Source organism: Erwinia piriflorinigrans CFBP 5888 (genome assembly GCF_001050515.1).
In the GTDB taxonomy this organism is placed as follows: domain Bacteria; phylum Pseudomonadota; class Gammaproteobacteria; order Enterobacterales; family Enterobacteriaceae; genus Erwinia; species Erwinia piriflorinigrans.
Genome location: NZ_CAHS01000015.1, coordinates 368,710 through 387,119 on the forward strand (window position 1 = coordinate 368,710; position 18,410 = coordinate 387,119).

Sequence of the window (18,410 nt, forward strand, 5' to 3'; positions counted from 1 at the left end):
ACTTAATATTTGTCATCATGACAGTCTCAACTAGCCAGCATCTGTTAACATTATTTTAACTCAGCATACCAGCTTGCCCCGTACCCGCTTACGGGGTTGCGAAGTCCATCACTAAAATTTTTACTCAACAAAATAAAAACTGCATATCCCATCGTGCGGATATGCAGTGATATTCATCGGATCGGGTTCAGTTATTCAGTTAGAATAGTCTGTACTCGTGCCGGCCCTGGGTTATAGCCCCAGGGAGCAGGCCCCCAGTAACCACCACGGTGATGGCCGTAGCCGGGGCCATACCAAATCCAGGGGTCAATAGGTGCAGGCGAAATAATCTGCTGGCTACGGTGCCAGCGCTGATAGCCGGTGACGCTAATCACCACAAAGCTGTACTGAGCCTCGCCGATTTTTCCTTTTTCAACGCCGCTGATGGGGCCAACCACGGTGACCATCTGATCATTAAAGTCTACCGGGTCAATAAATCCCTTCACATCTGCATAGATACGTCCAATGGACGGCGCGCCGAGGATCGGTGTGGCACCTTCATCCAGCGGCATGGCAGCAATTTCCAGACGAGTCTTGCCGTTGCTGTTAACCACCTTAATGACTTTACCACCGAAGCGCGATTCCTGACCCATGAAAAGCTGGGGTGCGCTAAGCACACGCACCAGATCCTGTTGTGGGGTTGCAGAGTTGCCTTTAATCGAATTCGGCACCGATATGCACCCGCTTAACAGCAGCGAAATAAATAACAAGCCACTGAACTGCCAAAACTTTGTTGTACGCATATGATCCCCTTGGTTATGCTAGTTTGACTGCGTCCGTGTTAAATAGTTGCCGATGCTTACTCACGTCCCGGTAATTTTTTCCAGGCGACTTCATTACGTAAATAAGTGGGTTCGGCCTGTTCAGGAGCTACCGTTAATCCCTCTGCCAGCGCCTGCTGCGCCAGCGGAAGCATGTCTTCTGCGCGGGGTAGCTCGACCTCTGTCAGCACCAGATCAAGCGGGTCAAACTCCGCTAACTGCGGCCAGGCTTTCCAGCCCGTACCGACGCAGCTCCATTGCCCGCTGAGCGCGGCCATACGTTGCAAAGCGGCTTCCGGTTTCAGTACCGCTTCACACTCCTCGCCGTGCCAGACGCCGTTTTCGTCACGCTGATATTCAGCCCAGTAGACCTCGCCCATGCGCGCATCAATCGCCGCCAGCACGCGGCTGGCTCCATTTAGTCGCCATGCGCTTTGCGCCATCGTTTTCAAGGTTGAAACACCGATTAATGGCAGACCCGCCCCCAGCGCCAGACCCTGAGCGATACCAATACCAATACGCACGCCGGTAAAACTGCCGGGGCCACGACCAAAAGCCAGCGCATCTAGCTCCTTTAAAGCCACCCCACCCTCCTGCAACAGTTGCTGAACCAGCGGGAGAATTCGCTGCGTATGCTCACGCGCACAAAGTTCAAAATGGGCCAACTGATGCTCATTATTCAGTAGTGCAACCGAACAGGCTTCAGTTGCCGTATCAATCGCTAATATTCGCGTGGACATTGCCACCTCAGGGGGTAAGGAAATTTGGGCGCGTAGCATATCATATTGCAGGATTTTTCATTACTGCTGCACGCCAGCAGCGAGAAAAGCCACGGCTTTTTGCAAATCGCGGGTTCGCGGTGTCGGTGGCAGACTGTTAACAAAGACTTCGCCGTAAGGGCGCATCACCAGACGATTGTCGCAAATCACTAACACTCCCCGATCGTTGACATCACGGATCAGTCGACCGACTCCCTGCTTCAGGGTAATCACCGCGTCCGGCAGTTGAACATCCGCGAAAGGATCGCCCCCCCGCACCTTGCAGTCTTCCATACGTGCTTTCAATAGCGGGTCTTCGGGAGAAGTAAACGGCAGCTTATCGATAATGACCAGTGACAGCGCATCACCACGCACGTCGACCCCCTCCCAAAAGCTGCTGGTCGCCACCAGTAAGGCATTGCCTGCCGTCACGAACTGTTTCAGCAGCTGACCTTTGCTGGTTTCTCCCTGTAACAGTACCGGCAGGGTCAGGGTGGCACGAAATTCCGCCGCCAAATCGCGCATCACCTGGTGCGATGTGCAGAGGAAAAAACAGCGGCCGTTATTGGCTTCAATCAACGGCCGCAACATGCGCGCCAGCTGGCGTGCGCCGCCGGGCTGATTAGGGGACGGCAGATAACGCGGCACGCACAGCAATGCCTGGCTGGAAAAATCAAATGGGCTGGAGAGGATCAATGTTTCTGCCTGTCCAACGCCGAGACGATCGACAAAATGGGTCATCTGTTCATTGACCGCCAGCGTTGCAGAGGTAAAAATCCAGCTGGCGGGACGCTCATCCATCACTTCACGAAAGCGATCGGACACCGAAAGAGGCGTCAGTGCCAGCACAAAATGACGCGAGTTGCATTCATACCAATAGCTGAAGCCTGGCTGACTGATGTCCTTCAGACGCTTTAGCCGCCCACGATAGAGCGCGGCGCGTTCAAACGCCGCATCGAGCAGTGCAGAACGCCCCAGAGAGAGTTTAGCCACGTCGTAGCACAGCTCCAGCGCATCATCGAGCAGCAACAGCGCACGCTGGATATTCGCATCGCTTAATAGCTCACGCAGATTGCCGCGAAACCCGGGATCGCCCAATGACAGGCGAAAGTCCTGGGCGCTTTGCGCCAGACGATCGGCCGCTTTTTGCAACTGCTGGACATCGCGTATTTCCGTGCGGTAGGCGATAGTGATATCTTTCGCCAAATCGAGTAGCTGACGGCTGGATAACTGCTGGCCAAAATACTGGCTGGCGATATCCGGCACCTGGTGGGCTTCGTCGAAAATCATCACATCCGCGTCCGGGATAAGCTCGGCAAATCCCCCCTCCTTCACCACCATATCGGCAAGGAAGAGATGATGATTGACCACCACCACATCGGCATCCATCGCCTTGCGGCGTGCCTTTACCACAAAGCAGTCTTTATATTGCGGGCAATCGCTGCCGAGGCAATTATCATTGGTGCTGGTGACAAGCGGCCAGATAACGCTGTCTTCGGCCACGCCGCCGCAGGTGCTGATATCCCCATCAACGGTTTCGTTTGACCAACCGCGCAGATGAACCAGATCGCTCATCGCCTGCACCGCCAGCTCACCTCCCGCCATTGATTGCTGTTCCAGACGCTCAAGGCAGAGATAGTTGGAACGCCCTTTTAGCAGCGCCATATTGCCCTTGAATTTCAGCGCTTTTGCCACCGTTGGCAGATCGCGACTGTAGAGCTGATCCTGCAACGCTTTGGAGCCGGTGGAAACAATCACCTTCTTACCGGAGCGTAAGGCAGGCGCGAGATAAGCATAGGTTTTACCGGTGCCGGTGCCGGCTTCAACCACCAGCTCACTTTTACTGTCAATGGCGCGTGCCACCGCAGCGGCCATCTCACGCTGGGGTTCTCGCGGCCGGAAGCCTGGTATCGCCTGCGCCAAGGCGCCATCTGCTGCAAAATCGTCTGTCACATATCCTCACGGGCGGTAGAAACGGCTGTAATTATGTCAGTAGGTTTTTACATATGCAAAATAATTGGAATTAGAAAATTGAACACGAACTTTAATCGGATGTAGCCGGCGCATGCCTGCATTTCACTGCATAAAAACCAGGTAATAGTACTTTAGATGCCACTTAAAAGGAAATATCAACACAACTTTGTTAGTTAATAATAAACTTGTGGCGTTGCCTAAATTTCCAACCCTTAATTACTATAATAGAGTAATTGATGTGAAGTATAATAATGATCAAACCTCTAAGGCTCATTATAGACATCCACCATTTTGTTATAAACTGAATGCAGCAATACCCCCTCCCTCTTATATCGCTGTTATATCAAAAGATTTGGAAGTGATACTATCTATCCACCCCCAACTTGGGTTATTGAGAATGCGACCATGCCTTGCCCGACACCTCATATTTACATGTTAAAAATAAGGATGAATTGACAACATTTTCGTATAGCTAAAGCCATAAATCATTATATATAAACACAGATGATCACCTAAAAGAAAATTCAGGCTAAATCAGTTCAATACAGACTATAAATCGACGGTTATTCTATGCTTTTATGGTAATTTCATTTTTTAAGTGATAGGTTCTGCATGATAGGTTATTTGAATATGAAATAAATTGTAACCTTATAAAAATTAGCAACGAAACTTTCACTTGACTTTTGGCAACAAGTTAATGCATAAATCAATGATTAACCTGATGAAAAGTAGAGTGATTTATGAACAGTTCCTATGAAAGATTTGAAAGTTTGGGCGACAATTGCGAATTCTCCTTTTTCCTCAGAGATCAAGGCATTGACAATGGAAGCTTGTTCAAATGGACGTTAATTAAAAACTACAATTCGTTGCTAAATTTAGTTAAAAATGACTTCAAAAACCTTTATCAACTCGAAAATCTTGAACCTTCATGGAGTGACATGGTTTTGGACAAAGAGAATGATATTTGTTTTCACACAGAGATGTTTAGCGATCAAGTTAATGGCGAATGGACTTGGCGTTACTCTTCAGATAAAAATAAAGAAATTCATAATAACGAAACTCAAAAAATTAATTACCTGATCGAAAAAATTAGAAAAAGCATAGTCAATGAAGAAAAAATTTTTGTTGTGAAACGCAATGATAACACCATTGATACTGAGGTTTTAGAGTTATCCGAATACCTATCAACCATTGGCGCTTGTAAGATCTTATATGTTAAAAGTAGCAATACTGATAGCCAGCTAGGTAATATTGAAAAACACTCTGACAATCTTTATGTTTCATACATTACCCGTTTCGCAGACTACAGCACTGCCGACAACTACTCAAAAGAAGGTTGGGAATTAATTATCAATAATGCACTGGAAGTGATGTGACAGGTTTCGTTCGATAACAATTGATAGGTGATTTCAAGCTAAACGTATTTCATAGTAAGTCAAATATTTATGAAAAACGTTGAAAAATATTTCTCCAGCGAACTGCCCCCAAAAAGTTGGACACCTAACTGATTAAGGTGCAGTTTTTTTATGGTGAAGCCAAAATATTATCTAAGCAGTAACAATGGAAAAGCGCCTCCCACAAGTACTGATACCGTTCCGAAAGCGCTTTTGGCCCAGCTTCGTTACCCCAAAGCGGAGAGCCCGTATAAAAAAAAACTTAAGGCCATAGTTCAAAGCGAGAGAAGCGGCGAAATCCATACCCCTGTCTATATAAGGCATTGATTTTCTTATATTTAAAACATCTACTCTGTAGTTATATCCTCATATATATCTGCCTACACACTCCACCCTTCAGATGACAGGTCATACCCATCTGTGCCAGTCTGATGCGGTTTTAGTCGAGATGAAAAGGAACCAGTATGACCATCGAACGCATTGACCCCGAACACCGCATGTCCGAAGCAGTAATCCACAATGATACTGTGTACTACACCAGCGTGCCGGATAATCTGGATGACGACGCTGAAGCACAGACGGCGAATGCACTTGCCACCATCGATAAGCTGCTCACCCGCGTTGGGTCCGATAAAAGCAAAATTTTGGATGCTACCCTGTTTCTGGTACACAAAGAGGATTTTGCAGCAATGAATCGTGCATGGGATGCGTGGGTATCGCCGGGCAACGCACCGGTACGCTGCACCGTGCAGTCAAACCTGATGAATGAAAAGTATCGGGTGGAAATTAAAATTATTGCGGCAAAATAGTCTGTTCCCCTGCCAACTCTGGCAGGGGTTTAACGATTTATTCTTCTTCCGGCTCTTCTTCGTCGTGGTTGTTGTCGCCCATGTAATCTTCTTCGTCTTCGTCGAACATCACGGCAACATGCCCACCGGTATGGTTCTCACGGATTTCTGCCGCCACCATGCCGATCGCCTGACCGCTGCTCATTCCCTCGGCCATCAGCTGCTGGATGCGTTCTACCGCCTGTTGCTGCTGTTCATATGACAGCGCGGGTAATCCTGTGAACATAAGTCATTCCTCGGTGTTTTTGCGACGCGGATTATTTCACGGGTGACAAAGAGATGCCAGCAGGATAAAAATATGTCAGGCTTATCCACCTGTAACCGTAATCATCACGACTGCTGAAAAAACATGCCACCTGTTTATCATCCTCTCCCCTACGCCCCCGAGGCCGTTGAGCATCAGTTCGCCGCTCTCTCCCATTTACCGTGGGCAATGCTGCTGCATTCAGGATTTGCCGATCATAGCGATAACCGTTTCGATATTCTGGTCGCCGAGCCGCTTGTAACGTTGACAACGTGTGGAGAGCAAACGGAGATTGCGTCACAGGGGCAATTGGTGAACAGCGGCGAAGATCCTCTGCTGCTGCTCCAACAGCAGCTGGACGACTGTGGTTTGCAGGCAGGGCATCACGACGATCTGCCTTTTCAGGGCGGCGCGCTCGGCCTGTTTGGCTACGATCTCGGTCGCCGTTTTGAGAAATTGCCCGAGCGAGCCGAGCAACAGCTCACCACGCCGGATATGGCCGTTGGCATCTATGACTGGGCGCTCATTGCCGATCACCATCGCCACACCCTGACTCTTGTCGTGCACGGCGACATTGGCAGCAGACTGCAATGGTTGACAGCGCAGCGTCCACCACGGTCTGAGCCATTCAGGCTCACCAGCCGCTGGCAGGCAAATATGTCTCGCGCCGAGTATGGCGAAAAATTCCGCCAGGTTCAGCAATGGCTGCTGTCTGGCGACTGTTATCAGGTCAATCTGGCACAGCGTTTTGCTGCAACCTACCACGGGGATGAGTGGCAGGCATTTTGCAGGCTGTGCCAGGCTAACCGTGCTCCTTTCAGCGCATTTTTGCGCCTGCCTGACAGCGTTATTCTCAGTCTGTCCCCCGAACGCTTCATTAAGCTTGAACAGCAGCAGATTGAAACCCGACCGATCAAAGGAACCTTGCCGCGCCTCGCCGATCCCACCGCCGATCGCCTGCAGGGAGAGAAGCTGGCGCAGTCGCCTAAAGACCGCAGTGAAAATCTGATGATAGTTGACCTGTTGCGTAATGATATCGGTCGCGTTGCCACACCGGGTAGTGTTGAAGTCCCCCAACTGTTCGTGGTGGAGCCATTCCCGGCCGTTCATCACCTGGTCAGTACCATTACGGCTAAACTGAAACCCGGATTAACCGCCAGCGATCTTCTACGCGCCAGCTTTCCCGGCGGCTCGATTACTGGCGCACCTAAGGTCAGATCGATGGAAATTATCGAAGCTCTGGAGCCGCAGCGGCGCAACGCATGGTGTGGCAGCATTGGCTATCTCAGTGTCTGCGGGCGCATGGACACCAGTATTACCATCCGCACGCTGATCGCCGAACGTGGCACCTTCTACTGTGCGGCAGGAGGCGGGATCGTTGCCGACAGTGATGAAGCGGCGGAATATCAGGAAACCTTTGATAAGGTGAACCGTATTCTGCCCTGTCTGGAGTCCCATTAAGATGAGCCATAGCCAGCCCGGGCTGGAACCTTTCCTGTCACGTTTTCTGCTGCAAATGCCGGCCAGTCAGCACTATGGTTTACCCCGACGCCAGGCGGCGGTGCTGGTTCCTATTATTGCACGTCCTGTGCCGACCCTGCTGCTGACTCGACGTGCTGCCACGCTACGTAAGCATGCGGGTCAGGTGGCTTTCCCGGGAGGAATGAGAGACGCTAACGACAATTTCCCCATCACAACCGCTCTGCGAGAAGCGCAGGAAGAGGTGGCTATTCCCCCCAATGCGGTGAGTGTGATCGGCATCCTGCCCCCGGTGACCAGCAGTACCGGTTTTCAGGTCACACCGGTCGTTGGGATTTTACCTACAGGTATTCGCTGGCACGCAAACCCGGGGGAAGTTGAGTCGGTATTTGAGATGCCGTTAGAAGAGGCGTTGCGTCTGAGTCGCTATTCACCTTTGGATATCCAACGCGCAGGTCACCATCATCGCGTATGGCTTTCCTGGTTTGACGACTACTTTATCTGGGGCATGACTGCCAATATTATCCGTCAGCTTAGTCTGCAAACCGCCATCCCCTGATAAGACAACCACAATGTAGCCATATCCTGCACCAGGCTATCTTTACATTATTTTTCACCAAAATAGGGCTTTCTTTCGATCCTAATCACTGCAATATGGCTGGATTTCATTTATATTCCTCGCAGAATTGGAGGGTGTTGACTTACCCCTCCCACCAGAACATATAAATCCTTTAAGGAGCACTAGCGTGATTAGCGTTTTCGACATGTTTAAGATCGGCATAGGCCCGTCGAGTTCTCATACGGTAGGCCCAATGAAAGCCGGCAAACAGTTCGTCGACGATCTGGTGAACAATCATCAGCTCTCCTCGGTGACGCGCATTGCTGTCGATGTCTATGGTTCTCTTTCTCTGACGGGTAAAGGCCACCACACTGATATCGCTATTATTATGGGGCTTTCTGGCGCTTCGCCGCAAAGCGTTGATATTGACGCCATACCCGGCTTTATTCGCGATGTTGAGCAGCGTCAACGCCTGCTGCTGGCCGACGGTGCGCATGAGGTCGACTTCCCACGGGAAGGCGGCATGGTATTCCGCAGCGACAATCTTTCTCTCCATGAAAACGCCATGAGTATCCATGCTTTTGCTGGCGATCTAAAAATCTACAGCAAGACGTATTATTCGGTCGGCGGGGGTTTTATTGTCGATGAAGAGCATTTCGGCCAGACCACACTGGATGAGGTGTCCGTGCCTTATCCTTTCCATTCTGCAAAAGAGATGCTGGCCCATTGCCAAATGACCGGATTGTCATTGTCTGGCATGGTGCTGAAAAACGAACTTGCCATCCACAACAGTCGTGCAGACATTGAACGCTATTTTGCTGATATCTGGCAAACCATGCGCGACTGTATCGATCGCGGTTTAAATACCGAAGGCGTGCTGCCCGGCCCGCTGCGCGTGCCACGCCGTGCCTCTGCCCTGCGCCGCCTGTTGGTCTCTTCCGACAAACTCTCCAGCGACCCAATGAACGTCATAGACTGGGTAAATATGTTTGCGTTGGCGGTTAACGAAGAAAATGCCGCCGGTGGACGCGTTGTGACTGCCCCAACCAACGGTGCCTGTGGCATTGTGCCGGCGGTTTTGGCCTACTATGATCACTTTATTGAATCCGTCAGCCCGGATATTTTCATCCGCTACTTTATGGCGGCCGGTGCGATAGGCATCCTGTATAAGATGAATGCTTCTATCTCTGGCGCTGAAGTCGGCTGTCAGGGAGAGGTTGGCGTTGCTTGCTCAATGGCCGCAGCAGGATTGGCAGAGCTGCTGGGAGCCAGTCCTGAACAGGTGTGCGTTGCGGCTGAAATCGGTATGGAACACAATCTAGGACTCACCTGTGACCCCGTCGCGGGCCAGGTTCAGGTTCCCTGCATCGAGCGTAATGCGATTGCCTCGGTCAAAGCGATTAACTCTGCGCGTATGGCGATGCGCCGCACCAGTGAAGCGCGTGTATCGCTGGATAAAGTGATCGAAACCATGTACGAAACCGGCAAGGATATGAATGCCAAATACCGCGAGACTTCTCGTGGTGGGTTGGCAATAAAAGTTCAGTGCGATTAATAAAGACAAAAAAACCGGGGAAATCCCCGGTTTTTTTATTGATGGCGATTAATGCTCTTCTTCATCCTGCTGCCTGGTGACACGCACCAGATCCACACGATAGTCGGTAGCTTCGACAATCTGGAAGCGCAAAGGCGGCAACTCGATGACATCTCCAGGCTTAGGCAACTGACCTTTTTGTTCAATCAACAGACCCGCCAGGGAAGCGTGATCGTCTTCCGGCTTGACCAAATCCTGATTATCCAGCAAATGCTGTAGTGAGTGCAGGTCCGTCCCGCCCTTCACCAACCAACCATCTCCATCAGCAATGATGTCCGGCGTTTCATCTTCGTCCGGGAATTCACCGGCAATCGCTTCCAGCACATCCAGCGGGGTGATCAAGCCCTGTACCACACCAAACTCGTTGGTTACCACGACAAAACTGCCCTTGGCACGGCGCAGTACCCCCAAAAGATTCAGCGGATCAAGGGTCTCCGGCACGATGATTGGCGGCGTGGCGGCGGCGAATGTGGCAACGTCGACCCCATGATCTAAAGCGACCAGTAACTCTTTTGCACGCACCACACCGACAATCTCATCCAGCTCACCACGGCAAACCGGGAACAGGCTGTGCGGCGTATCCAATAGTTGAATACGAATTGCATCAACGGGAAGGGTTGCATCAACCCAGGAGATTTCACCACGAGGCGTCATGATGCTACGTACCGAGCGCGAAGCCAGGGTCAGCACACCGTTGATCATGTAACGCTCTTCGTCTTTGAACGCTTCCTGAGGCATAACGGTGGTAACTTCGCTGCTTTCACTATTATGGCTTTCGTTCTGCCGACGGCCGCCCATTAGCCGTTGTATCGCCTCGGCGGTACGCGCGCGCATTGGCCGACGCTCTTGATGGCGCACGAAATTCCGCCGCGCAATCTGGTTAAACAACTCAATCAATATTGAGAAACCGATTGCGGCATAAAGGTAACCTTTCGGAATATGGAATCCAAAACCTTCAGCCACCAGGCTAAGACCAATCATCAGCAGGAAGCTAAGGCACAGTACGACCACCGTGGGATGAGCGTTAACAAAGTTAGTCAACGGTTTCGACGCCAGCAGCATGACACCCATAGCAACCACAACAGCCGTCATCATCACGGGAAGGTTGTTTACCATACCTACCGCCGTGATCACTGCATCTAGCGAAAACACGGCGTCAAGAATAACGATTTGTACCACTACCGACCAGAAACTGGCGTAGCCTTTATTGCCTCCGCCATGCATCTCGCGGTTTTCCAACCGCTCGTGAAGCTCCATAGTGGCCTTGAATAACAGAAACAGCCCCCCCGCCAGCAGGATGAGGTCACGCCCCGAAAAACTGAAATCGCCCAGGCTGAATAATGGACGGGTCAGAGTGACTATCCACGATATCAGTGACAGCAGACCTAAACGCATCACCATCGCCAGCGACAAGCCGATCAGACGGGCCTTATCGCGCTGCTTAGGGGGAAGCTTGTCAGCCAGTATGGCAATAAAGACCAGGTTATCGATGCCCAAGACGATTTCAAGAACGATCAGCGTCAGCAGACCGACCCAGATTGAGGGGTCTAAGAGAAATTCCATGAAAGACTCCGGAAAAAGGAACGGGAAAGCGCAGCAAACGTTCGGTTGAACCTGCGACGAATATGACAATGGATAGTGTTAAGAGTCACGTCTGGGGACGTTGATAAAGATCCCGGGTAGCCCGGTTGCATGGTTAAGCGACTTCGGTGACAGTCCATAGGAAGGGTTGAGGCCCGTTACTCCTGTATAAAAAAAGGATCTCTACTCTATCAGTTGACACATACAGGTCAAAATAATTTCTTACACTGCGCAACATTGAGCCATTGCGCAGTCGGTTTTGCACAGGATTTAGCCGTCCCGCTGCCACAAACGCAGGGTAAAGTCCGTCTCGCAGGCGAACCGTTCGCTGGTGGCTAAAATCCCCCAGACTTCAGGACGGGCACGCCAGGCGAACGGGGTCATCTGCAACAGTGCTGCTGACTCTTCGCTGTTGAGCGTCATATCATAACTTAGCCGTTGCTGTTCAATGAGCGTGAAGCCCGGCATTTGTTCAGGGGTGTCGTCATGTAGCTGAACATCCTGATAGATCAGTGCTTTAAACTGCAACAGATGCCTGGGGCCGGGTGAGACGGTCAGTACATAGCCCTGTGGCTTGACTACCCGCGCCAGCTCTGCTGCCTTGCACGGCGCATAGATACGCAATATGGCATCAAACTGGCTATCGCTGAACGGCAGGCGATGGCTGGAAGCCACACAGAACTGGACGTTACGATACCGCCTGGCACCCGCGCGCACCGCGATTTTTGCCACATCCAGTCCGTGAACCTGTGCCAAACCACGCGCCTGAAGACGGCTAGCGACATGCTGCGTGTAGTACCCTTCCCCACAGCCAATATCCAGTACGTTGACCGGAACTTCAGGCAACAGCTGCATCAACCAGTCACCTACCCGCTGCTGCAACGGCTGATAATGTCCTGCATCGAGGAAATTACGCCTTGCCTGCATCATATCCGCACTGTCTCCGGGTTGTTTAGAACGTTTATGCTGTACCGGCAGCAGATTGACATAACCCTCTTTGGCCTGGTCGAACTGATGCTTATTCTCACAGCGCCAGGTATGCCGTTCGAAGGTCAGCGGCTGCTGGCAAAGAGGACACTGGTACGACATAACAACACTCCATAAACATAAGATGTGGCAGTTTACTGCAAAGCGACGGCAAAATCCCGCTGATCGGCTCCGGGAAAACAGTAAAAAAAGCCCCGTCATTTCTGACAGGGCTTAAATATTCAGATAGTGGACTGGATTACACGCAACGCGGTAATAACAAGCCCAGGTCGAAATTAGATAGCGGTAACGTTCACAGCCGCTGGGCCTTTCTGGCCGTCCTGAATTTCGAACTCAACGTTCTGGCCTTCAGCCAGAGTTTTGAAGCCATTACCCTGGATTGCAGAGAAGTGTACGAACACATCTTTGCTGCCGTCAGCAGGAGTAATGAAACCAAAACCTTTTGACTCGTTGAACCACTTAACCTGACCTTTAATCTTTGCCATTTTGCAAATTCCTTAGAGAGTTTATTAGCCCGTGGGCTTTACATTCAGAAAAACCAGAGACATTACTGCATGAGGCATTAATTAAGGCTCGGCAAGGAAGCGGTATTCAACGTCAACGTTTTTACTCGGAACTTCTTTACTGAAGATGCCATACATAAACAGAACTGTACCTCGTTTTACCCGAATGTTTATCACATATCCGCAAATTAATGGCAAGTCATTTTTAATGGGGTAAAGATTTGTCGCACACATTTGAAACGATGTTTGCCCCATTGCTTAGTTTGCAACACGCCTCATTGCCCCCCCCCCCCCTCGAAAAACAGACTGAATGGCGGCATACGCGCGCTGCGCGGCATTATGCGCAACGGCGGCAGTCCCTGCTGCTATTATTTTTGTCCGGCAATATTGCATAATATTGGCAAAGCTAATTCAAGATAAATCATTGGGATTATCCCATTAGTAAATAAGCCTGCTCGACTTTTTTTGTACAAAAAAACATCGCAAGTACAGACTTATAAACTGTTCGCACCAAAATCAGGAGCTTGTCTTGCCACATGCCTCATTTAAACGCATTGACTGACGTTTTTTTATTAAAATTTATATCATCAACCTGGTACTGAAATTAATCGGGTTATCTGTTATTACCACAAGGTTATAATATAGATACTTTAGGAATCTTCATCGGTGATATTCTCCAGCAACATTTTCCCGCCGATTTTCCACGTTTTAAAAAGACCTGCATCCAATCCTGCCGCCCGCATCGCCCCTTCCAGTGCGCCCGGAGGCTCATCCAGGGATTCATCAGCTAACTCAAATACCCCCCAGTGAATAGGCATTGTCACCGGCTGGCCTATTGCCTGATAGAGAGAGACTGCCTGGTCCGGATCCATATGTTGAGCGTGCATGAACCATTTTGGTGCATATGCGCCGACCGGTAGAGCAGCCAGATTGAACGGCCCGAGACGGCGAGCAATCTCCAACAAATTATCTGAGTAGCCGCTATCACCACTAAACCACAGGTTAAGCTTTCCGGCTTTAATCACCCAACCACACCATAATGAGCGGTTACGATCCCAAAGCGTTCTCATGCTCCAGTGACGGGCGGGTACGGCATAAATATCAAGTCCGCCAGTCTGGGTTTGCTGCCACCAGTCCAGTTGCACGACTTGCTGCGCACCGAGTCGCCGAAACCATTTTTTCAGTCCGAGCGGCACGACAAAGGTCACTTTTGGGAAATAAGCCAGTATTTTTTTGATGGTGCGGCGGTCAAGGTGATCATAATGATTATGCGAGATCAGCACGACATCAAGCGATGGCAGATCCTCTATCGCTAACGCAGGCGGTGTTTTGCGACGAGGCCCATAAAAACTTAACGGGGAAGCGCGCAAAGATAGCGCCGGATCGACAAGCGTATAGCGCCCAGCATTACGCAACAGCAGGCAAGCGTGTCCTAACCACCAGACACAGTCTTTATCACCGCTCAGGTCGGCAGCTTGCCACCACTGTTGGATAAAATGTTCATAGCCCCTTGCCGGAGGCCGTGGCATTCCCAGAGCCTTGCGTTCGCGCCGCCAGCGTTGCAAATCGCCTTTCTGATGTGCAATAGGTTCAAGGTTACGAAATCCTTCCGGAGTGTGATGACTCTGCGAGGGATCATACCAGGGATTTTTCCAGGCCATACAAGCTCCTTATTGGAAGATTAGCGTTCGGGTATCAAGCGGGTATAGTCCTGATTCGCTCCCGAAGAGCTCCCTTCAGTAGACTGATTTTCGCCGATTAAACCGTCTGTCAGCCGCTGCAATAACTGATTCTGGCGTTTTTGCTCTGCCAACAACGATTCCAGCAGCTGGATCTGCTGATTGGCTCTGACGCTTGCCCTGTTGACAAAAAACCACGCTATCAAACTTATCACGATCGTTATTACAATGATTCCAGTTGACGCCATACTTATCGCGCCGTTTGTCAGCTCGTTCATTCCTGCCTCAAAGCTAAAATTGCACCACCGGATAATGGCAATGCCGCAATAGAGATTTTACCTGTTCAAGCATTTATTGACAGTGGGATTGAGTCGCTAAACCGTTTATTAGCAGAGAAATTTATGAGGTAATTCAGCATACTCTTATCGATTAAACCGCTCGTTAACAGCATTCTGCTATGCTGGAAGCGGCGGTGAAAACGCCTGCTCAGACTTTAAGGAGAGAATCATGAAATTTTTACTACGCCTTGTCGCGTTACTGGTCATTATCTGGCTTGCCATGCTTTTGACCGGTTACGGTGTGTTGACAGGAAGCAACAAAAACATTGCTGGCGTTGGTCTGCAATGTAAGTATCTGACTGCACGGGGAATAGTCATTGCGCAGTATCTGCATACCGACAGCGGAGTTATTGGCGTAACGGACTGCCCAATATTCAGAAAAAGCAGTGAAGTGGTAGATAACTAAGCAAAATATGTGTCAAAACGCTGACTACCCGCCTGATGCAAGGGTCAACTCGAACGCTTACTTCAGCACAGCTTTAAATTGAACGCTGTAAAAAAAAACCCGCCACCGGCGGGTTTTTCATTTATAAAAACAGCATTATCTGGTGTATTGACCGCTGCGCAGCGCCTCAATACGTTTATCCAGCGGTGGATGTGACATAAACAGCTCACTTATCGACTTGGACTTGCCGTTAATACATAAGGCCATCATGCTGCTGGCCTCTTGAGGTTCATAGCTGGTTTTCAGGCGTTGCAGTGCGGCAATCATCTTTTCAGACCCGGCAAGACGAGCAGCACCGGCATCCGCATGGAACTCACGGTGACGAGAGAACCACATGGTGATGGTGCTGGCAACGATACCAAATACCAGCTCAAGCACCATAGAAACCACGAAATAAACCATCGGGTTACCGTTGCTGTTCCCTTCCTCTTCCCGGTCACCCGACATAAAGCCTGCGGCTAACTGTGCCAGAATACGGGAAATGAAGATCACAAAGGTGTTCACAATACCCTGAATCAACGTCATAGTGACCATATCACCATTAGCAATATGGCTGACTTCGTGTGCCAGTACCGCTTCAGCCTCATCACGGCTCATATTTTGCAACAGTCCGGTGGAGACAGCGACCAGAGATGCATCACGCCGTGCGCCAGTGGCGAAAGCATTGATGTCCGGCGCGTGATAGATAGCCACCTGTGGCATGGCGAAGCCCGCCTGTTTAGACTGTCGTGCAATGGTATCCAGCAGCCAGCGTTCGGTTTCGTTGCGCGGTTGTTCAATCACTTCACCGCCGACGGAGCGGAGCGCCATCCATTTCGACATCAGCAGTGAAACAAACGCACCGCCAAAGCCAAACAGACCTGCCATGATCATCAGGCCCATAACACTGCTTGACTGGATCCCTGTCAGGCTGAGGATCAGCCCGAAAACCACCATAACCCCGAGGTTGGTGAGCAGGAAAAGAGCAATACGCATCATAAAATTTAATCTTCCTTAGTTATTCGCTGTTCGCGTTGTACCATCGTAAGGTCAATCCGCTGCTTTTCAAGCACACTTAATCTTTAAGTGTCTAAAAAAACATAACTTTACACTTAGAGTGATTTTTTCCACCTCATTGAGTGCGTAATAACAGCAGATAAAAAAGGCACAGCGGACGCTGTGCCTTTAAAGCTGAATGCGCTTGCAGAGGAGTGGAGTTTATTTCTTTTCCAGTCGCGCCAGATCATTGGCTATCTGCACCGTTTCGTCAAGATACGGGTCCGGCTCTTGATAATCTTTTGCCAGATCGTCAAGTTTCACCAGCGGTTTTTTACCCGCTGCTTTCAGACGCGTATTGATACGCTCCAGACGCCGTGCATCATCTTCATTATTTTCTTTCTCGCGATTAGCAAGATTAAGAGAAATGATATTCCGTTTATCTTTGCTGGCGTTAAAACGAGCAATATCACTGATGATGTACTGGAACTCAGCGTTCTTCGCGATGCGTTGCTCATGATCCTTCAGGAGTTCAGCCTCTAAAGGCTTCAAATCACCGGTTTTCTCATAGGTCGCCGCATTCACGCTGTCCCAAGGCAACGCATTATCTTCAAACTTCTCACCGGTTTCCACCGCTTCCACACCCGTCGGCATCAACAAATCTGGCGTGACGCCTTTACGTTGAGTACTACCACCGTTGATACGGTAGAATTTTTGGATGGTGTATTGCACAGACCCCAGGGCTGGCCATTCAGGGCGCAGCATCTGGTCGTAAATGCGGTTCAATGAGCGATACTGCTGCACGGTGCCCTTACCGAAGGTTGGCTCACCAACAATCAATGCCCGTCCGTAATCCTGCATGGCTGCGGCGAAAATCTCAGAGGCCGATGCACTGAAACGATCAACCATCACCACCAGCGGACCTTTGTAGTAAGTTACGCCATCATTATCGCTGTCCTGGCGCACTTTACCATTATTGTCACGTACCTGAACCACAGGGCCGCTAGGAATAAACAGGCCTGACAAAGAGACTGCCTCGGTGAGCGCGCCGCCGCCGTTGGTACGCAGATCGATCACTACGCTGTCAACGTTTTGCTTTTGCAATTTCTGTAGCTGAACTTTCACGTCATCGGTCAGGCCCACATAGAAACCTGGGATATCGAGCACGCCAACTTTTTGTTTGCCGACGTTATGCACACTCATTTTCACCGCACGATCTTCAAGACGGATCTTTTCACGCGTCAGGGTAACGATGCGGGTCTTGGTGCCTTTGCCTGCGGGGAGGATCTCAAGACGTACCTTACTGCCCTTAGGGCCTTTTATCTGAGCCACCACATCATCCAGGCGCCAGCCAATCACGTCAACCATCGGTTTACCCGGCTGGCCTACGCCAACAATGCGATCGCCTACGGTAATGCTTTTACTTTTCGCTGCGGGTCCACCGGCCACCATTGAGTTAATCATGGTGTAGTCGTCGTCCATTTGCAGCACGGCACCAATACCTTCCAGAGACAGGCTCATTTCGGTATTAAACTGCTCGGTATTGCGTGGCGAAAGGTAGTTAGTATGCGGATCGATTTCATGCGCAAACGCTGTCATTGCCAGCTGGAATACATCTTCGCTGTTACTTTGCGCCAGCCGACGCTCGGCAAACTGATAGCGTTTGGTAAGAACGTCCCGAATATCTTTCGGGTCTTTGCCAGCCAGTTTTAAACTTAGCTGGTCAAATTTGACTTTTGCATCCCAGAGCGCATTCAGCTCGGCGTTGGTTTTAGGCCAAGGCGATTTGCTGCGGTCAATATCAATCGTGTCATTGCCGGTGAAGTCCATCGGCTTGTCCAATACGGACAATGCATACTGATAACGTTCAAAACGGCGCTGTTGTGACAGGTTATACAGATCGTAAAATACAGACAGCTGGCCATTTTTCAGACCGTCGCCCACAGTAGCTTTCTTATCGGCAAACTGGGCAATGTCAGATTCCAGCAACACGTTGTGGCTGTAGTCGAGCAGGTTAAGATAACGTTCAAATATCTTAACGGAGAATTCTTGATTAAGATCGAACTGGCGATAATGTGAACGGGTAAAACGCGAAGTCACGCGTTCACTGACGGTCGCATGCTGTGCTTCCTGATGCAGCTGGGGGATCTGGTCAGCGCGGGTAATCAATTCAGCTGCGAATACGTTACCTGCCAGCAGCAGGCCCGCCACGATAGTGCTTTTAAGAAGAGTGTTCATGCCCTGTTTAGCCT

Annotated in this window: 18 protein-coding genes; 6 read left to right on the forward strand and 12 right to left on the reverse strand. The window is 50.2% G+C overall.

What is annotated here, in order from left to right:
• Nucleotides 1–191 precede the first annotated feature (191 nt).
• From EPIR_RS09910 to EPIR_RS09920, 3 genes are read right to left on the reverse strand one after another with little or no spacing between them, the layout of a single operon-like run.
• Nucleotides 192–782, reverse strand: coding sequence for a Slp family lipoprotein (locus EPIR_RS09910; protein ID WP_023655252.1), 591 nt, complete (start codon nt 780–782; stop codon nt 192–194).
• Between the two features lie 56 nt (nt 783–838).
• On the reverse strand, nt 839–1,540 hold the full coding sequence (tsaB, locus tag EPIR_RS09915) for a tRNA (adenosine(37)-N6)-threonylcarbamoyltransferase complex dimerization subunit type 1 TsaB (RefSeq protein ID WP_193387541.1): 702 nt from the start codon (nt 1,538–1,540) through the stop codon (nt 839–841).
• Nucleotides 1,541–1,600: 60 nt separating this feature from the next.
• Nucleotides 1,601–3,511, reverse strand: coding sequence for a DNA repair helicase YoaA (locus EPIR_RS09920; RefSeq protein WP_023655254.1), 1,911 nt, complete (start codon nt 3,509–3,511; stop codon nt 1,601–1,603).
• A gap of 761 nt (nt 3,512–4,272) precedes the next feature.
• Between EPIR_RS09920 and EPIR_RS09925 the strand changes: the two genes are divergently transcribed.
• Nucleotides 4,273–4,908 (forward strand): DUF1796 family putative cysteine peptidase, encoded by a 636-nt coding sequence (locus EPIR_RS09925; protein WP_023655255.1) that lies wholly within the window; start codon nt 4,273–4,275, stop codon nt 4,906–4,908.
• Nucleotides 4,909–5,390: 482 nt separating this feature from the next.
• Nucleotides 5,391–5,735 (forward strand): RidA family protein, encoded by a 345-nt coding sequence (locus tag EPIR_RS09930; protein ID WP_023655256.1) that lies wholly within the window; start codon nt 5,391–5,393, stop codon nt 5,733–5,735.
• 37 nt (nt 5,736–5,772) lie between these two features.
• Here the strand turns inward: EPIR_RS09930 and EPIR_RS09935 are convergent, their stop codons facing one another.
• Nucleotides 5,773–6,000 (reverse strand): YoaH family protein, encoded by a 228-nt coding sequence (locus EPIR_RS09935; protein ID WP_012441267.1) that lies wholly within the window; start codon nt 5,998–6,000, stop codon nt 5,773–5,775.
• Nucleotides 6,001–6,123: 123 nt separating this feature from the next.
• Here EPIR_RS09935 and pabB point away from each other — a divergent pair, with 123 nt between their 5' ends.
• From pabB to EPIR_RS09950, 3 genes are all read left to right on the forward strand, one after another.
• Nucleotides 6,124–7,479, forward strand: coding sequence for an aminodeoxychorismate synthase component 1 (gene pabB / locus EPIR_RS09940; RefSeq protein WP_023655257.1), 1,356 nt, complete (start codon nt 6,124–6,126; stop codon nt 7,477–7,479).
• A gap of 1 nt (nt 7,480) precedes the next feature.
• Nucleotides 7,481–8,056: a CoA pyrophosphatase gene (locus EPIR_RS09945; RefSeq protein ID WP_023655258.1), complete on the forward strand. Its 576-nt coding sequence runs from the start codon at nt 7,481–7,483 to the stop codon at nt 8,054–8,056.
• A 187-nt stretch (nt 8,057–8,243) separates the two neighbouring features.
• Nucleotides 8,244–9,611 (forward strand): L-serine ammonia-lyase, encoded by a 1,368-nt coding sequence (locus tag EPIR_RS09950; protein WP_023655259.1) that lies wholly within the window; start codon nt 8,244–8,246, stop codon nt 9,609–9,611.
• Between the two features lie 48 nt (nt 9,612–9,659).
• Here EPIR_RS09950 and EPIR_RS09955 read toward each other — a convergent pair whose 3' ends face one another.
• The 6 genes from EPIR_RS09955 to EPIR_RS09975 form a co-directional block, all read right to left on the reverse strand.
• Complete coding sequence (locus tag EPIR_RS09955; RefSeq protein WP_023655260.1) at nt 9,660–11,213, reverse strand: TerC family protein; 1,554 nt, start codon at nt 11,211–11,213, stop codon at nt 9,660–9,662.
• 288 nt (nt 11,214–11,501) lie between these two features.
• The gene (rlmA, locus tag EPIR_RS09960) at nt 11,502–12,320 is read right to left on the reverse strand and encodes a 23S rRNA (guanine(745)-N(1))-methyltransferase (protein ID WP_023655261.1); all 819 of its coding nucleotides are present in this window, start codon (nt 12,318–12,320) and stop codon (nt 11,502–11,504) included.
• A 173-nt stretch (nt 12,321–12,493) separates the two neighbouring features.
• Nucleotides 12,494–12,703, reverse strand: a complete 210-nt coding sequence (gene cspE, locus EPIR_RS09965) for a transcription antiterminator/RNA stability regulator CspE (protein ID WP_001062678.1) — start codon at nt 12,701–12,703, stop codon at nt 12,494–12,496.
• 81 nt (nt 12,704–12,784) lie between these two features.
• A complete protein-coding gene (locus EPIR_RS19285) occupies nt 12,785–12,976 on the reverse strand; it encodes a DUF2627 domain-containing protein (protein ID WP_072066028.1) in 192 nt (63 codons plus the stop codon).
• Nucleotides 12,977–13,371: 395 nt separating this feature from the next.
• Nucleotides 13,372–14,382, reverse strand: a complete 1,011-nt coding sequence (locus EPIR_RS09970; protein ID WP_023655262.1) for an MBL fold metallo-hydrolase — start codon at nt 14,380–14,382, stop codon at nt 13,372–13,374.
• 20 nt (nt 14,383–14,402) lie between these two features.
• Nucleotides 14,403–14,678, reverse strand: coding sequence for a YebO family protein (locus EPIR_RS09975; protein ID WP_023655263.1), 276 nt, complete (start codon nt 14,676–14,678; stop codon nt 14,403–14,405).
• 229 nt (nt 14,679–14,907) lie between these two features.
• On the opposite strand from EPIR_RS09975, the gene EPIR_RS09980 reads away from it, so the two are divergent.
• Entirely contained in the window at nt 14,908–15,144 is a 237-nt protein-coding gene (locus EPIR_RS09980) for a YobH family protein (RefSeq protein WP_023655264.1), read from the forward strand.
• Between the two features lie 135 nt (nt 15,145–15,279).
• Here EPIR_RS09980 and htpX read toward each other — a convergent pair whose 3' ends face one another.
• On the reverse strand, nt 15,280–16,161 hold the full coding sequence (gene htpX, locus EPIR_RS09985; protein WP_023655265.1) for a protease HtpX: 882 nt from the start codon (nt 16,159–16,161) through the stop codon (nt 15,280–15,282).
• Nucleotides 16,162–16,380: 219 nt separating this feature from the next.
• Nucleotides 16,381–18,396, reverse strand: a complete 2,016-nt coding sequence (gene prc, locus EPIR_RS09990) for a carboxy terminal-processing peptidase (RefSeq protein WP_023655266.1) — start codon at nt 18,394–18,396, stop codon at nt 16,381–16,383.
• Nucleotides 18,397–18,410 lie beyond the last annotated feature (14 nt).

Excerpts from the sequence above, each read along its gene's own strand:
- EPIR_RS09910 (WP_023655252.1), bottom strand. The coding sequence starts at position 782 with ATGCGTACAACAAAGTTTTGGCAGTTCAGTGGCTTGTTATTTATTTCG.
- EPIR_RS09930 (WP_023655256.1), top strand. The coding sequence starts at position 5,391 with ATGACCATCGAACGCATTGACCCCGAACACCGCATGTCCGAAGCAGTA.
- EPIR_RS09980 (WP_023655264.1), top strand. The coding sequence starts at position 14,908 with ATGAAATTTTTACTACGCCTTGTCGCGTTACTGGTCATTATCTGGCTT.
- EPIR_RS09935 (WP_012441267.1), bottom strand. The coding sequence starts at position 6,000 with ATGTTCACAGGATTACCCGCGCTGTCATATGAACAGCAGCAACAGGCG.
- pabB (WP_023655257.1), top strand. The coding sequence starts at position 6,124 with ATGCCACCTGTTTATCATCCTCTCCCCTACGCCCCCGAGGCCGTTGAG.
- EPIR_RS09970 (WP_023655262.1), bottom strand. The coding sequence starts at position 14,382 with ATGGCCTGGAAAAATCCCTGGTATGATCCCTCGCAGAGTCATCACACT.
- EPIR_RS09945 (WP_023655258.1), top strand. The coding sequence starts at position 7,481 with ATGAGCCATAGCCAGCCCGGGCTGGAACCTTTCCTGTCACGTTTTCTG.
- EPIR_RS09955 (WP_023655260.1), bottom strand. The coding sequence starts at position 11,213 with ATGGAATTTCTCTTAGACCCCTCAATCTGGGTCGGTCTGCTGACGCTG.
- EPIR_RS19285 (WP_072066028.1), bottom strand. The coding sequence starts at position 12,976 with ATGGGGCAAACATCGTTTCAAATGTGTGCGACAAATCTTTACCCCATT.
- htpX (WP_023655265.1), bottom strand. The coding sequence starts at position 16,161 with ATGATGCGTATTGCTCTTTTCCTGCTCACCAACCTCGGGGTTATGGTG.
- EPIR_RS09925 (WP_023655255.1), top strand. The coding sequence starts at position 4,273 with ATGAACAGTTCCTATGAAAGATTTGAAAGTTTGGGCGACAATTGCGAA.
- prc (WP_023655266.1), bottom strand. The coding sequence starts at position 18,396 with ATGAACACTCTTCTTAAAAGCACTATCGTGGCGGGCCTGCTGCTGGCA.
- cspE (WP_001062678.1), bottom strand. The coding sequence starts at position 12,703 with ATGGCAAAGATTAAAGGTCAGGTTAAGTGGTTCAACGAGTCAAAAGGT.
- EPIR_RS09975 (WP_023655263.1), bottom strand. The coding sequence starts at position 14,678 with ATGAACGAGCTGACAAACGGCGCGATAAGTATGGCGTCAACTGGAATC.
- tsaB (WP_193387541.1), bottom strand. The coding sequence starts at position 1,540 with ATGTCCACGCGAATATTAGCGATTGATACGGCAACTGAAGCCTGTTCG.
- rlmA (WP_023655261.1), bottom strand. The coding sequence starts at position 12,320 with ATGTCGTACCAGTGTCCTCTTTGCCAGCAGCCGCTGACCTTCGAACGG.